This is a genomic window from Microbacterium algihabitans, assembly GCF_032464975.1.
Classification (GTDB): domain Bacteria; phylum Actinomycetota; class Actinomycetes; order Actinomycetales; family Microbacteriaceae; genus Microbacterium; species Microbacterium algihabitans.
This window is the reverse complement of sequence record NZ_JAWDIU010000001.1, coordinates 228,771-244,101: the sequence shown is the minus strand read 5'-3', so window position 1 is coordinate 244,101 and position 15,331 is coordinate 228,771. Positions and strand designations below refer to the sequence as shown.

Below are 15,331 nucleotides of genomic sequence, written 5' to 3'. Positions count from 1 at the left end.
ACTGAAAGGGGACGACACGTGACCGCACTTCTCGAGCTCGACCGCACGGCGACAGCCGTCCCGGTGGTCGTCGACGCGCCCGACGTAGACTGGCGCGCGATGAACGACACCGCAGACGCCGGCCCGCAGGCGGAGCCCCGCGCACAGTTCGAAGAGCAGGCCCTGCCCTTCATGGATCAGCTCTACGCCGCGGCCATGCGCATGACGCGCAACCCCGCCGACGCCGCCGATCTGGTGCAGGAGACCTTCGTCAAGGCCTTCGGTTCGTGGGCGACGTTCACGCAGGGCACGAACCTCAAGGCGTGGCTGTACCGCATCCTGACGAACACGTACATCAACACGTATCGCAAGAAGCAGCGCGAGCCTTACCAGAGCGCGATCGACGACCTCGAGGACTGGCAGCTCGGCGGAGCCGAGTCGACCACCGCGAGCAGCGCCCGTTCGGCCGAGGCCGAAGCGATCGACCACATGCCGGCATCCGTCGTCAAAGACGCCCTGCAGTCGATCCCCGAGGATTTCCGGATGGCGGTGTACCTCGCCGACGTCGAGGGCTTCGCCTACCAGGAGATCGCCGACATCATGAAAACTCCGATCGGTACGGTCATGAGCCGTCTGCACCGCGGCCGGCGGCTGCTGCGCGACCTGCTGTCGGACTACGCCAAGGAGCGCGGCATCACGGCCGCGACGGGAGAGAAGAAATGAGCGACTGCGGCTGCGACAAGGCGCGACGTGACCTCGAGGAGTACCTGCGCAACGAGGTCTGCAAGACCGAGGCGAAGGACATCCGGGAGCACCTCGAGAACTGCCCCGGATGCCAGGACGAAGCCCTCGTGGCGCGCACGCTGACCGATGTGGTGGCGCGGGCGTGCAAAGAGACGGCGCCCGACGAGTTGCGCGACCAGGTGCTCTCGCGCCTGCGCGCCATTCAAGCCACGCACTGAGCCGGCCCCGGTCGCCGGTCGCTCGGCGATGTCGGAGGGTGTCCCTAGGCTGGGGGCATGGCATCCCTCGACACTCTGACGCTGCCCCTCGACCAGACCTCCGGCGACGACCTCGCCGCCGCGGGCCTCGAGTACCGGCGGGTCGACGCCGATGGCGACGACTTCCGTCCGTTCCTGCAGGCGGTCGGCCGCGGGTTCCTCGGTGGGGAGTCGACGGATGCCGAGGTCGACAACTCGCGGCTCACGCTGCGCACCCGCCGACTGACGGGCGTCTTCGATCGCGCGGGGGCCGTCCCCGCCATGCCCGTCGGAACGATCGACTCGTGGGCGACCGCGCTGACGGCGTCTCCCGGTCGCACGATCGATCTGTGGGCCATCAGCGCGGTCACCGTCGCCCCGACGCACCGACGGCGCGGGATCGCGCGCGCCATGATCGGCGGAGAGCTGCGCACGGCCAAGGCCGCCGGGTTCGCCCTCGCGGGCCTCACGGTGACCGAGGCGACGATCTACGGCCGGTGGGGCTTCTCGCCCGCGGCGTGGGCGTCCGACGTCGTCGTCGACACGCGGCGCGCGCGCTGGACGGGGCCGCAGGCTCCGGGGCGTCTCGACTTCGTCCCGAAGGATTCACTCGTCGAGCGCCTGCACGCCGTGCACGAGCGGGTGCGGGTGCGCCAGCCCGGAGCAGTGCCCGGCTGGGACGGCCGCTGGCGCGGTCTGGCCGGTCTGGCCCCCGGCGACAAGGCGGCCGAGCGCGTGCGCGCGGTGGTCTACCGCGACGCCGACGGCGTCGAGACCGGCGTCCTCGTCTACACGATCGACGAGCGCGACGACTTCTCGGCGCACGATCTCGAGGTGCGCACGCTCTTCGCCGCCGACGCCGACGCCTACGCCGCACTCTGGCGTTTCGCGATCGAGCATGACCTCGTCGGTCGGGTGAAGGCGTGGCTGCAGCAGCCGGTGCCGCCCGTGCAGTGGATGGTCGACGACCGCCGGGCCGTCACCGCGACCCTGACCGACCACCACTGGCTGCGCGTGCTCGACGTTCCGGCCGCGCTCGCCGCGCGCGCGTACGCCGCGCCCCTCGATCTCGTGCTGCGCGTCGACGACCCGCTCGGACTCGCCGACGGCACGTGGCGCGTGACGATCGGCGACGACGGAGAGGCCGCGGTCATGCCGACCGACGCTGCCGCCGCCGTGGAGATGACCGTGGGGGCGCTCGGCTCCCTGCTGCTCGGCGGCGTCCGCGCCACCGAGCTCGCGGCCGCCGGCCTGGTGAAAGCGGGGATGAACGAGTGCGCGGCGCTCGATCGCGCGTTCGCCGCTGCCGTCACGCCGCACCTCGACATCTGGTACTGACCCGCGTCGCGGGCGCAGGGGCTATCGGCGCATGATGGTCATCTGATCTGGGCCCTCATAGGAAACAGCAATACGATGCCGCCGATGTCCGAAACCGCTGCGCCCCCGCTCGAGGAGCGACCTCCGACGCGCCTGGGTGCGGTGAGTTCCGCTCTGCGCCGATACGTGCGCGCCAATCCCGTCGCCGTGTGCGCCGCGGTGCTCGTGATCGCCGCCGCCGCCGCGACGGGATCGCTGTGGAATGAGGACGCCCTGGTCTGGGGTGCCGGACCCCTCGCGACGTTCGGCAGCGGCCGGTGGTGGACCCTGCTCACGGCTCTCGTCGTGCCCGACTCGACCATCGACGCCGTGTCGTCGGTGCTGCTGGCCCTCACCGTTCTGGCGTACGCCGAACGCCTGCTCGGATCACGCCGCACCGCGGTGCTGCTGTTCGTGATCGGCTTCAGCGGGCTCCTCGTCGGCATCGGCCTGCACGCGGCCGCGTGGACGCTGACCGACCTGCGCCCCGTGGTGGCCGCCGAGGTGCCGGTGCTCGACCCGACCACTCCCCTCGCGGGCGCCGTCATGGCCGGCACGGCTTTCGCCCCCACCCTCTGGCGCCGCCGCGTGCGCCTGATCGGCTTCGCGCTGCTGGGCATGTTCGCCCTCTACGCCGGCGATGCCGACTCCTGGTACCGCCTCAGCGCCGCCGTCATCGGCCTGCTCGTCGGGGCGGTCCTGGCCCGCGGGCGCGAGCGCCGGTCGTGGCACCGCAGCTCGACGCGTGAGACGCGCACGCTCCTGGCGCTGCTCGTCGCCGTGGTCGGCAGCGGTCCGATCGTGGCGCTGGTCAGCGGCGGGGGTCGCGGTCCGCTCTCGCTCGTCGTCGAGGCGTACACCCAGTACGACGACGAGATCCTCTCGCAGTGCGGGAGCGTCGCCTCGTCGGTCTGCGACGAGCAGATCGCCCTGCTGATGACCCGCGGGGCCGGTCCCGCCCTCCTGGCGATCGTGCCCCTCGTGCTGCTGCTGGTGGCCGCGTGGGGCCTGCGACAGGGGCGCCGCTCGGCCTGGGTGCTGGCGACCGTGGTGCTCGTGGCATCCGCCGTGCTCCCGATCGTCTCGCTGCTCGACGGCCGGCTGCGCATCGACCCGTGGGTCGACGGCAGCGGCGCCGAGTATGTGCTCTGGGCGCTGGCGACGATCGTGCTCCCTCTCGTGCTCGCCGCGGCGCTGTTCGTCGCGCGGGCGCGCTTCCCCGTACGCGCCACCCGCCGGGCCGCCCGCACCGTCGCCGTGGCACTCGTGGTCGCCTTCGTCGCGTGCGCGTCTACCCTGTTCGTGGTCGAGGCCGTGGGGCGACGCGCCTTCGACCGCGAGGTCTCGGTGCTCGACCTGGTCGGACTGACGCTGCGCCGCTTCCTTCCGCCGGCGTTCGCGCATCCGGGTGGCGGCGGAGCCTTCCCGCACGGGGGCCCTGCGCTCTTCGCCTACCAGTGGATCGGCGTGCTGTTCTGGGCGATCGTGGTCGCGGCGATTCTGTGGCTGTACCGCCGCGCGCGGCGCCCCGATGCGGGCGACGAAGCCCACTACCGCGAGCTGCTGCGCCGCGGCAGCGACACCCTCGGGTTCCTCGGCACGTGGGAGGGCAACCGCCACTGGTACTCCGACGACCGCGAGTGCGCCGTGGCGTACCGCCTCGTCGGCGACGTGGCCCTCGCCGTCGCAGACCCCCTCGCGCCCGAGGGGCGGCGGCCCGAGGCTCTGCGCGCCTTCACCGACTACTGCGTTGAGCACGACTGGACGCCGGCGTTCTACAGCATCCACTCCGACACGCTCGACGACCTCGCCGCGCTCGGCTGGCGCCACGTGCCGGTGGGCGTCGAGACGGTCATGGACCTCCCCGGCCTGACCTTCGCGGGCAAGACCTGGCAGAAGGTGCGCCAGCCCCTCACCCGCGCCGAGCGCGAGGGCTACACCGCGGTCTGGTCGCGCTGGAACGAGCTCAGCGTCGCGCAGGCCTCGCAGGTGGTGGCGATCGACGAGGAGTGGGTGGCCGACCGCGCGCTGCCCGAGATGGGTTTCACGCTCGGCTCCCTCGACGAGCTGCGCGATCGCGACGTCCGGCTGCTGCTCGCCGTCGGACCCGACGACCGCATCGAGGCCGTCACCAGCTGGATGCCGAGCTGGACCGACGGGGTGATCACCGGGTGGACCCTCGACTTCATGCGGCGTCGCACCGACGGCCCGAACGGCATGATGGAGTTCCTCATCGCCAAGGCGGCCCTCGAGTTGCAGCAGGAGGGCGCTGTCGTGCTGAGCCTGTCGGGCGCGCCCCTGGCCGACGACCCCGACGAGGAGGCCGACGACGACCCCGCCCCGCTGCGCGCGCTGCTGCGATGGCTGGCCGAAGTGCTCGAGCCGGCGTACGGCTTCGCGTCGCTCTTCCGCTTCAAGGGCAAGTTCCGGCCCCGTTACCGCCCCCTCGCGCTGGCCTACCGCGATCCCCTCGAGCTCCCCGCGATCGGCGCCGCCGTCGGGCGCGCGTACCTGCCCGACGCGTCGCGCCGCGAGATGGTCGCCCTCGCCCGCACCGCATGGGAGGGGCGTCGATGAACAGGTTCGTGCTGTCGTTCGAGCTCATCGACAGTCCGTTGCTCGCCGTCTGCGCCATCCTGACGGGTCTCGGTGTCGTCGCGATCGTGCTGTGGGCCCCGCGTCGCCTCGTCGCGACGGGCGCGATCGGCCTCGGAGCGGCCGTGGCGATGTACATCGCAGCGCACGTGCTCGAGTCGATGGGCGTGTTCGAAGGGCCGCTGCCGGTCGGCGCTGCGTCGAGGGCGGCCGTCGCGGTCGGAGCAGCCGCGGTGGGCGTCGTCGGCATCTGCCGCCGCCCGTGGGCGCGGCGCATCATCGGGATCGTGACGGTGATCGCCTCGCTGCTCGCGGGAGCGCTCGGCGTCAACGCGGCATACGGCGTGACCCACAACATCGCCGCGATCCTCGGTGTGCAGGCGCTCGATCCGGCCTCGTTGCCGCCGCGTGACGACGCCGCGGGCGATCCGGCGACCCTGTACGAGCGGTGGCAGCCTCCGGCCGACATGCCCACGATGAGCTCGGTGAGCGCGCTGACCGGCTCGACCAAGATCCCGACGGGGCAGTTCGCGGCGCGTGACGCCTCGCTGTACCTCCCGCCCGCCGCCCGTGTCGCCAACCCGCCGGCGCTCCCGCTTCTCGTCTTCATGATGGGGCAGCCGGGCAGCCCCGACCCCTCGGCCCTGGCGAAGGCCCTCGACGCGTTCGCCGCCCAGCACGGCGGCCTCGCACCGATCGCGGTCGTCGTCGACCAATTGAGCGCCCCCGAGAAAGACCCGGCGTGCGCCGACTCGGCGACCTACGGCGCGGTGGAGACCTACATCAACAAGATGGTCCCGCAGTGGGCGGCGAGCAACCTCAACATCGTGCAGGACCACCGCTACTGGACCATCGGCGGCTTCTCGAACGGTGGTGCCTGCGCCGCGTACTACGGGGCGAAGTACCCCGACATCTGGGGGCAGGTGCTCGACGTCTCGGGCAACGAGTTCCCCGGGTCGGAGCACCCTTCCCAGACGACGACCGACGTGTACAAGGGCGATGCGAACGCCTTCCAGGCCTCGAAGCCCTCGGTCATCATGGCCGCAGCCCCCGCGGGGACCTACACCGGTCACACGGCGGTGTTCACGTGGGGTGGCGCGGACACCACGTTCGGTCCGGGGCAGCAGGCGAACTCCGAGGCCGCGCGGGCCGCGGGCTTCACGGTGCTGACCTACGTCGTCGACGGCGCCGGCCATACCGGTGAGGCGCTCGACAAGGGCCTCGCGTGGGCCATCCCGGCGCTCGCGCCTGCGCTCGGTCTCGCGGCACCTCCGGCGTCCTGAGTCCTGCGCGGGAGGGCTCCGCCCGCGGGAAGGTCGCCGCCGTGCAGCGGATCCGCAGATCAGCGCCGGATCCGGACTTCTCGGTGCGGAGGGTGCGATTCCTCGACGTCACGCGGATTCTGCGACGCCTCCGCGGCACGACAGGTGACGTCTCACGACCTCGGCACCGCGGCATCCGGGAACGACGAAGGGGCCCCGCCGGTCGGCAGGGCCCCTTCGTTCGCGAGATCAGCGCGCGAGCGCTTCGCTCATGATCGCGGCGTGCTCGTTCGCGTGCACCTTGGGCGAACCGGTCGCCGTCGAGGCGGCGGCGGCACGCGAGATGCGACGCACCGGGCGGCCGTCGAGCTGGTCGGCGACCTCGAGGGCGATGAACGGCCACGCGCCCTGGTTCTCGGGCTCGTCCTGCACCCACGCCAGCTCGGCGTTCGGGTACTGCGCGAGCACCTTCTTGAGCTCGTCGATCGGGGCGGGGTAGTACTGCTCGACCCGCACCAGGGCGATCTCGGGGTTCGGGTTCTTCTCGAGCTCGGCGCTCAGATCCCAGTGGATCTTGCCGGCGTGCAGAAGCACGCGCTTCACGGCGCCGCGGTCGAGACCGCGGTCGTCGTCGAGCACCGGCTCGAACCGACCCTCGAGGAAGTCCTCGACGGGGCTGGTCGCCCCGCGCAGACGCAGCATCGCCTTAGGCGTGAAGACCACGAGCGGACGACGGGGGCGCTGGTAGGCCTGACGACGCAGCAGGTGGAAGTACGACGCGGGGGTCGAGGGGCGCGCCACGATCATGTTGTCCTGCGCGCACATCTGCAGGTAACGCTCGATGCGTGCCGACGAGTGGTCGGGTCCCTGTCCTTCGTAGCCGTGGGGGAGCAGCAGCACGACGCTCGACTGCTGCGCCCACTTCTGGTCGGCCGACGAGATGAACTCGTCGATGACCGACTGGGCGCCGTTGGCGAAGTCGCCGAACTGGGCTTCCCACAGCACGAGGGCGTCGGAGCGCTCGACCGAGTAGCCGTACTCGAACGCCATCGCGGCGTACTCGCTGAGCAGCGAGTCGTAGACCCAGAAGCGGCCCTGGTTCTCGCTGAGGTTCGCCAGCGGCAGCCATTCCTGGCCGTTGTCGCGGTCGTGCAGCACCGAGTGACGCTGCACGAAGGTGCCGCGGCGCGAGTCCTGACCGGCCAGGCGGACGGGCGTGCCCTCCATCAGCACCGAGCCGAAGGCGAGGAGCTCGCCGAAGGCCCAGTCGATGTTGCCGTTGCGGCTCATGTCGTGACGCTTGTCGAGCAGCTGCTGCAGCTTGGTGTGCACCGTGAAGCCGTCGGGCTTGTTCACGAAGGCGTCGCCGATGTGCTGGACGACCTCGCGCGAGACGCCGGTGGTCTCGGGAGCGCCCACCGCGGGCTCGTCGGCCGCGTCGGTGGTGACAACCGGGTTGGTGCCCGTCTCTGCCTCGTGCGTGTCGGCGAAGGCCACCTCGAGGCGGCGCTGGAAGTCCTGCTTCGCCTGCTCGTACTCGTCTTCGGTGATGTCACCGCGGCCGACGAGCGACTCGGTGTACAGACGGCGGACCGATCGTTTGGCCTCGATGAGGTTGGTCATCAGCGGCTGGGTCATCGAGGGGTCGTCGCCCTCGTTGTGACCACGGCGGCGGTAGCAGACGAGGTCGATGACGATGTCGCGGTGGAACTCCTCGCGGTACATGAACGCGAGCTCGGCCGCGCGCACGACGGCCTCGGGGTCGTCGCCGTTCACGTGCAGGATCGGCGCCTGGATCGTCTTGGCGACATCGGTGGCGTACACCGAGGTGCGGGCGTCGGTGGGCGTGGTGGTGAAGCCGACCTGGTTGTTGACGACCACGTGGATCGTGCCGCCGGTGCGGTAGCCGCGCAGCTGCGACATCTGCAGCGTCTCGACCACGACGCCCTGACCCGCGAACGCGGCGTCGCCGTGCACGAGGATGGGCAGCCACGAGAACGTGCCGATGGGCTTGCGGTCCTGCTTGGCGCGGACGATGCCCTCGAGCACGCCGTCGACGGTCTCGAGGTGCGAGGGGTTGGCCGCCAGGTAGACCGGGAGCTCGTGTCCCTCGTCGCCGACGAAGGTGCCCTCGGTGCCGAGGTGGTACTTCACGTCGCCCGAGCCGCGCTTGCTGCCGATCGCGACGGCGCCCTCGAACTCGCGGAACACGTGACCGTAGGTCTTGCCCGCGATGTTGGTGAGCACGTTGAGGCGGCCGCGGTGGGCCATGCCGATCGCGGCTCCGTCGAGGCCGGTGGCCGCCGCGCCCTGGAGGATCTGGTCGAGTAGCGGGATGAGCGACTCGCCGCCCTCGAGGCTGAAGCGCTTCTGGCCGACGTACTTGGTCTGCAGGAACGTCTCGAACGCCTCGGCCTGGTTCAGCTTCGACAGGATGCGCAGCTGCTCGTCGTGGCCCGGCTTGGTGTACTTGACCTCGATGTTGCTCTGGAACCACTGGCGCTGGGCCGGGTCCTGGATGTGCATGTACTCCACGCCCATCGTGCGGCAGTACGAGTCGCGCAGCACGCCGAGGATGTCGCGCAGCTTGGCCACGCGCTTGCCGCCGAGACCGTTGGTGACGAACTCGCGGTCGAGGTCCCAGAACGTCAGCCCGTGCGACTCGATCTCGAGGTCGGGGTGCGTGCGCTGGACGTACTCGAGCGGGTCGATGTCGGCCATGAGGTGACCGCGCACGCGGTAGGAGTTGATGAGCTCCTGCACGCGCGCGCTCTTGTCGATGCGCTCGGAGATGTCGACGCTGACGTCGGCCGCCCAGTGGATGGGGGCGTAGGGGATGCGCAGCGCGGCGAAGATGTCGTCGTAGAAGCCGCGCTCGCCGATGAGGAGCTCGTGCACCTTCTTGAGGAACTCGCCCGAACCGGCACCCTGGATGACGCGGTGGTCGTAGGTGCTGGTGAGCGTGATCGTCTTGCCGATCGCGAGCTCGTTGAGCGTCTTGGTGCTCGCGCCCATGAACTCGGCGGGGTAGTCGAGCGCGCCGGCGCCGATGATCGCACCCTGGCCGCGCATGAGGCGGGGGACCGAGTGCACGGTGCCGATGCCGCCGGGGTTGGTCAGCGACACCGTGGTGCCCTGGAAGTCGGCGGGGGTGAGCTTGTTGGTGCGGGCGCGACGCACGAGGTCTTCGTACGAGGCGAGGAACTCGCCGAAGCTGAGCGTGTCGGCGCGCTTGATGCTGGGGACCAGCAGGGCGCGCGAGCCGTCGGGCTTGGGCATGTCGATCGCGATGCCCAGGTTGACGTGCGCGGGTGCCACGACCGAGGGCTTGCCGTCGATCTCGGCGTAGTAGACGTTCTGGCTCGGGAACTCCTTGAGCGCCTGGATGAGCGCCCACCCGATGAGGTGGGTGAAGCTGACCTTGCCGCCGCGCGTGCGCGACATGTGGTTGTTGATGACGATGCGGTTGTCGATCATCAGCTTCGCCGGGATCGTGCGCACGCTGGTCGCGGTGGGAACCGTCAGCGAGTCGTCCATGTTGGACGCGAGGGCCTTCGGCATGCCCTTGAGGACCGTCACGCGGTCTTCTTCGGTGCTCTGGCCGGCGGCCGAGGGCACCGTGCTGGGCGCCTGCGCCGGGATGGGCTGCGGCTTCGCGGGCTTCGCCGTGGTGCGGGCGACGGGCGCCTGACCGACCACGGGGATGGGGGCCGTCACCGGCTTGGGCTCGGACCCCGCCTGCGCCTGCGGCGCGGAGGGCGGGGGAGCGGCGGCGGAAGACCCGTCGACGACCGGGTGGTACGCCTCCAGGATCGGCCACCAGGCCTTGTCTACGGAGTGCTTGTCGACTTTGAACTGTTCGTAGAGTTCGTCTACGAGCCACTCGTTCGCGCCGAACTCGCCCTCGCTCGAAGTACCGACGCCCGTCACCTGGCTCGACACAGTCGATCGCCTGCTTTCCTCGATGAAGATTCCTGTGGATGCGCCGACGTCGCCGTCAAACGCGTCTTCCAGCCTAGCCGAGGTTTCTGCGGGCATCCGGGGGCTTTACGGGGCCTTTACTTTCGAATGGTGTGATGGGGTGGATGCCATGGAGTTCTCCGGCGCCCAGCCCGATGTCGACCTGACCTACTCGGACGTCTTCCTCGTCCCCCGTCATTCCGAGGTGCGCAGCCGCCTCGACGTGGACCTCGCCCCCGCCGACGGCAGCGGAGCGACCATTCCCCTGGTGTCGTCGAACATGAACTCGGTGACCGGCACGCGACTGGCCGCGACCCTCGCGCGTCGCGGCGGACTCGGCGTGTTGCCGCAGGACATGCCGCTGCCGCGCCTGGTCGAGGCCATCGCCCACGTCAAGGCGCAGCCGGTGGCGTGGGACGCCCCGCTGGTCTTCCCGCCGTCGGCCACCGTCGCCGACGCGCGCCTCGCCCTGCCTCCCGTGCCCGGCCGCGGCGTGATCGTCGCCGACCAGCGCGAGGGAGGGGTCATCGACCTCGCCGGGTTCCGGGGGATCGTCTCGGCGCAGCGCCTGGCGACGGCCCTTCCCGACGCCCTGCTCGGCGACATCGCCCGCAGCGACGCCCCCGTCGTCGAGGTCGAGCGCGTGGGCGACCCGCGCGCGGTCTTCTCCCTCGTGGAGTCGGCGGGCGCCGACATCGTCGCCGTGGTCGACGGCGATCGCGTCGTCGGCACGCTCTCGGCGCGCAGCGCGCTGCGCGACTCGGTCTACCGCCCCGCAGTCGACGCCGACGGCCGCCTGATCGTGGCCGCCGCGGTGGGCGTCAACGGCGACGTGGCGACCAAGGCCCGCGCCCTCGCCGGGGCCGGGGTCGACGTGCTGGTGGTCGACACCGCGCACGGCCACCAGGCCCAGATGCTGCGGGCCCTGCGCGAGGTGGCGGCGCTGGATCTCGGCATCCCGATCGCCGCCGGCAACATCGTCACCGCCGTCGGCGTGCGCGACCTCACCGACGCGGGCGCGACGATCCTCAAGGTCGGCGTCGGTCCGGGCGCGATGTGCACGACCCGCATGATGACGGCCGTCGGGCGCCCCCAGTTCTCGGCCGTACTCGAGACGGCCGAGGCCGCGCGGGCGGTCGGGGCGCACGTCTGGGCCGACGGCGGGGTGCGCTACCCGCGCGACGTGGCTCTCGCGCTGGCCGCTGGCGCGGCATCCGTCATGATCGGCTCGTGGTTCGCGGGCACCATCGAGGCGCCGGGGCGCCTGCGCACCGACGACGCCGGGCGGCTCTACAAGGAGTCGTGGGGCATGGCCTCCACGAAGGCGGTGCAGGGTCGCTTCGGAACGCTCGACCCCTTCGAGCGGGCGCGCAAGGAGCTGTTCGCCGAGGGGATCTCGTCGTCGCGGATCTACCTCGACCCCCAGCGCCCGGGTCTCGAAGACCTGCTCGACATGATCACCTCGGGCGTGCGCTCGTCGTTCACCTACGCCGGGGCGGCCACCGTCGCCGAGTTCCACGAGCGCGCACGGGTCGGCCTGCAGTCGGCCGCCGGGTACGAAGAGGGAAAGGCGCTCCCCGTCAGCTGGTGAGCATGCGGTCGAGGCTCGCCGCGGCCTCGAGCGTGATCCAGGCGCCCATCTGCACCGAGAGGTCGAGGTCGTCGCCGTCGGCGGTGGCCGCACGGCGCGGGTCGGCCGGGAACAGCCCCTCGCGCCGGCCCTCCCACAGGGCGTCGGCATTGCGCTCGACCAGGCGGCGGGCCGCGCGTGCGGCGGCGTCGCCCTCGGCGTCTTCGCTCTCGGACAGCTCCACGGCCGCATCGGCGAGGTAGCGGGCCAGGATGCCGCCGAACAGGCCTCCGTCGCCGCCTCCGGCCGCGGGGAAGAGGCCGTCGTCGTCGGCGCACCAGCGCTCGACCGCGAGCACGAGCTCGCGCGCCCGGCGCACGTGCCTCCAGGCGGCGTCGGTCTCGTCGATCGCCGACTCGCCCAGCAGCAGCTCGAGGGCGATCGTGGCGCCCTGGTTGTAGGTCCACAGGTCGGGGCGCACCGCGTCGTGCTCGATGCCGTCGCGCACGAGACCGGTGGCCTCGTCGTCGAGGATGGATGCCATCCAGTCGGCGAGTCGCTCCGCCTCGGCCCGGTGGCCGGTGAGGGCGAGCACCATCGCCCCGGGCGCGTTCGCGGGGGCGTTGTACAGCGCGCTGCCGACGCTCCACGGCAGGGCGCCGACGTTCGGGTCGATCGCCTCGTGCAGAACGCCGGCGATCTTGCGGAACGCGCGGGGGTTGGCGCGGCTGGAGAACAGTCCGAGACCCATCCAGGCGATGTCGTCGTAGAACGGCGTGGTCCAGCGCCCGATGGTGCGCAGGGTCACGCCGCGGCCCAGTCGTCGCAGGAGCCGGCGGCGGCGCGGATCGGGGCGGTTGCGCTCGGCGTCGGCGAGCACGTGGATCAGATGGGCGTGCCACCAGTAGTGCCACGTCCGGGCGGTGCGGGCGTCGGCGACCGAGGCGTGCGCCCAGGCGACGGGGCCGTAGCGGTGGAGGTAGCGATCGAGCACCGCTCTTTCCGCGGCGGCGGCGCGGTGCTGCGCCGGGGTGTCGGCATCCATCCGCCCATCCTCCCCGCTGCGAAAGACCTGCACGAGACGGATGCCGCAGGCCCCGGGCTGCAATAGAATCGATGTCACGATGGACGACCCTCCCAGTTGTAGACCCAGGCCCCACAGACCCTCTTCCGCCGCACGCTCGAGCGGGGGTGATGCCTGATGGATTACGTCATGCTGGGCGTGGGGCTTCTGCTCACCGTGGGTACCGGTCTGTTCGTCGCGAGCGAGTTCGCGCTCGTCAACCTCGACCGCGCCGACCTCGAATCTCGTCGCGCCGCGGGCGAGACCCGCCTGTCGCTCACGATCGATGCGCTGCGCATCACCTCGACGCACCTGTCGAGCGCGCAGTTGGGCATCACGCTGACGACGCTGCTCACCGGTTACACGATGGAGCCGGCGATCTCGAACCTGCTGCGCCCGCTGTTCCAGGGGTGGGGCGTGCCCGAGACGGTCCTGATTCCCCTCGCGGCGATCATCGGCGTCGGCTTCGCCACGGTGCTGTCGATGATCCTCGGCGAGCTCGTGCCCAAGAACTTCGCCCTGGCCATCCCGCGCCAGACCGGCAAGCTCGTGCTGCCCTTCCAGGTGGCCTTCACCGCGGTGTTCAAGCCCGCGATCCTCGTGCTCAACGGCAGCGCCAACGGCGTGCTGCGCGCGATGGGCGTCGAGCCGAAGGAGGAGCTCTCGGGCGCCCGCTCGGCCGAAGAACTGTCGAGCCTCGTCAAGCGCTCGGCGAGCGCCGGCATGCTCGAGAAGGACACCGCCTCGCTCCTCGACCGCAGCCTCACCTTCGCCCGCCTCAGCGCGGCCGACGTCATGACCCCGCGCCCGAGCGTGCACGCGCTCGCCGCGGGCGACCCCGCCGACGACGTGGTGCAGCTCGCCCGTCGCACCGGCCACAGCCGCTTCCCCGTGTACGGCGAGTCGATGGACGACATCATCGGCGTCGTGCACCTCAAGGCCGCGATCGGCGTGCCCCGCGAGCGCCGCGGCGACGTGCCCGTGGCGGCGCTGTCGACCGAGCCGCTGCGCGTGCCCGAGACGGTGCACCTCGACACCCTCGTGTCGGAGCTGCGCTCGCGCGGCTACCAGATGGCGATCGTCGTCGACGAGTACGGCGGAACCGCCGGCGTCGTGACGCTCGAAGACCTGGTCGAGGAGATCGTGGGCGAGGTGCTCGACGAGCACGACCGCTCGCGCGCGGGTGTCGTGCACTCCGCGGCATCCGTCACCTTCCCGGGCGACCTGCGACCCGATGAGGCCCTCGACCGCGCCGGCGTGCGCGTGCCCGAGGGCGAGGTCTACGACACCGTCGGAGGATTCATCATGGCCGCGCTCGAGCGCATCCCCGCCGTCGGCGACACGGTCGACCTCGACGACGGGGTGCTCGCCGTGCAGCGCATGGACGGTCGCCGCGTCGACCGCGTGCAGTTCACGCCCACCCCCCACGAGCAGGACGTCGACGACCTCGTGCGTGCCGCGAAGGGAGGGGACCAGTGATGAACGACTGGGCCGGAATCGCGTGGCTCGTGGTGCTGCTCGCCTTCAACGCGTTCTTCGTCGCCGCGGAGTTCGCGGTCATCTCGGCACGCCGCTCGCAGATCGAGCCGCACGCCGACCGGGGATCGCGCGCCGCCAAGACCGCGCTGTACGCCATGGAGCACGCGACCATGATGCTGGCGACGTGCCAGCTCGGCATCACGATCTGCTCGCTGCTGATCCTGAACGTCTCGGAGCCGGCGATCCACCACCTGCTCGAGGGGCCCCTGGGGCTCACGGGTCTGCCGGAGGCCGCGGTCGGCGTCATCGGATTCGTCGTCGCACTGCTGCTGGTGTCGTACCTGCACGTGGTGTTCGGCGAGATGGTGCCGAAGAACCTCGCATTCTCGCTGCCCGATCGCGCGGTGCTCATGCTCGCCCCGCCGCTGGTGGCGGTGTCGAAGGCGTTTCACCCGATCATCGTCGCGCTGAACTGGACGGCCAACCACGTGCTGCGCCTGTTCCGCGTCGAGCCCAAGGACGAGGCCGCCTCGACCTACACGCTCGATGAGGTCGCGACGATCGTGACGCAGTCGCGCCGCGAGGGCGTGCTCGACGACGCATCGGGCACGGTCACCGCGGTGGTGGAGTTCACCGAGAAGAAGGCCGCCGACATCGCGGTGCCGATGGCCGAGCTTGTCACCCTTCCCGAGACGACCACGCCCGCCGAGATCGAACGCGCGGTCGCCCAGCACGGGTACTCGCGCTACGTGATCGTCGACGCCGCGGGCAACCCCACGGGCTACGTGCACCTGAAGGACGTGCTGCGCGCGGCCGAGGGGGCGGATGCCGACATGGCCCGCCCCATTCCGAACAAGCGCGTGCACCACATGGTGTCGGTGCTCGAGACGACCGACCTCGAAGACGCGCTCGCGCTCATGCGCCGCTCGGGTCGCCACCTCGCTCAGGTGCGCGATGACGAAGGCGACGTGCGGGCCGTGCTCTTCCTCGAGGACGTCATCGAAGAGCTCGTCGGCGAGGTGCAGGACGCCACGGAGCGTCGCCGATTCGTCTGACCCCGGTTCGAGACACCGGATGCCGCGGCCCC

Annotated in this window: 10 protein-coding genes; 8 read left to right on the top strand and 2 right to left on the bottom strand. The window is 71.2% G+C overall.

Annotation, left to right across the window (positions count from 1 at the left end):
- Positions 1 to 18 precede the first annotated feature (18 nt).
- From RWH43_RS01205 to RWH43_RS01185, 5 genes are all read left to right on the top strand, one after another.
- A complete protein-coding gene (locus tag RWH43_RS01205; protein WP_396652400.1) occupies positions 19 to 702 on the top strand; it encodes a sigma-70 family RNA polymerase sigma factor in 684 nt (227 codons plus the stop codon).
- Positions 699 to 941: a zf-HC2 domain-containing protein gene (locus RWH43_RS01200; RefSeq protein ID WP_144828759.1), complete on the top strand. Its 243-nt coding sequence runs from the start codon at positions 699 to 701 to the stop codon at positions 939 to 941. The genes RWH43_RS01205 and RWH43_RS01200 overlap by 4 nt, the downstream gene beginning before the upstream one ends.
- A 57-nt stretch (positions 942 to 998) precedes the next feature.
- Complete coding sequence (locus RWH43_RS01195) at positions 999 to 2,297, top strand: GNAT family N-acetyltransferase (protein WP_230704332.1); 1,299 nt, start codon at positions 999 to 1,001, stop codon at positions 2,295 to 2,297.
- A gap of 84 nt (positions 2,298 to 2,381) precedes the next feature.
- On the top strand, positions 2,382 to 4,892 hold the full coding sequence (locus RWH43_RS01190; protein WP_316000456.1) for a bifunctional lysylphosphatidylglycerol flippase/synthetase MprF: 2,511 nt from the start codon (positions 2,382 to 2,384) through the stop codon (positions 4,890 to 4,892).
- A complete protein-coding gene (locus tag RWH43_RS01185; RefSeq protein WP_154096005.1) occupies positions 4,889 to 6,193 on the top strand; it encodes an alpha/beta hydrolase in 1,305 nt (434 codons plus the stop codon). Before RWH43_RS01190 ends, RWH43_RS01185 begins: the two co-directional genes overlap by 4 nt.
- A 228-nt stretch (positions 6,194 to 6,421) precedes the next feature.
- Here the strand turns inward: RWH43_RS01185 and RWH43_RS01180 are convergent, their stop codons facing one another.
- Entirely contained in the window at positions 6,422 to 10,114 is a 3,693-nt protein-coding gene (locus tag RWH43_RS01180; RefSeq protein WP_316000455.1) for a multifunctional oxoglutarate decarboxylase/oxoglutarate dehydrogenase thiamine pyrophosphate-binding subunit/dihydrolipoyllysine-residue succinyltransferase subunit, read from the bottom strand.
- Between the two features lie 148 nt (positions 10,115 to 10,262).
- Here RWH43_RS01180 and guaB1 point away from each other — a divergent pair, with 148 nt between their 5' ends.
- Positions 10,263 to 11,723, top strand: a complete 1,461-nt coding sequence (gene guaB1, locus RWH43_RS01175; RefSeq protein ID WP_316000454.1) for a GMP reductase — start codon at positions 10,263 to 10,265, stop codon at positions 11,721 to 11,723.
- On the opposite strand, the gene RWH43_RS01170 is transcribed toward guaB1, so the two are convergent.
- Positions 11,713 to 12,747, bottom strand: a complete 1,035-nt coding sequence (locus tag RWH43_RS01170; RefSeq protein ID WP_154096002.1) for a glycoside hydrolase family 76 protein — start codon at positions 12,745 to 12,747, stop codon at positions 11,713 to 11,715. The two genes, guaB1 and RWH43_RS01170, sit on opposite strands and share 11 nt — an antisense overlap.
- Positions 12,748 to 12,903: 156 nt before the next feature.
- Here RWH43_RS01170 and RWH43_RS01165 point away from each other — a divergent pair, with 156 nt between their 5' ends.
- Positions 12,904 to 14,244: a hemolysin family protein gene (locus RWH43_RS01165; RefSeq protein WP_144828742.1), complete on the top strand. Its 1,341-nt coding sequence runs from the start codon at positions 12,904 to 12,906 to the stop codon at positions 14,242 to 14,244.
- Positions 14,244 to 15,299: a hemolysin family protein gene (locus RWH43_RS01160; protein ID WP_316000453.1), complete on the top strand. Its 1,056-nt coding sequence runs from the start codon at positions 14,244 to 14,246 to the stop codon at positions 15,297 to 15,299. The genes RWH43_RS01165 and RWH43_RS01160 overlap by 1 nt, the downstream gene beginning before the upstream one ends.
- Positions 15,300 to 15,331: the final 32 nt, after the last annotated feature.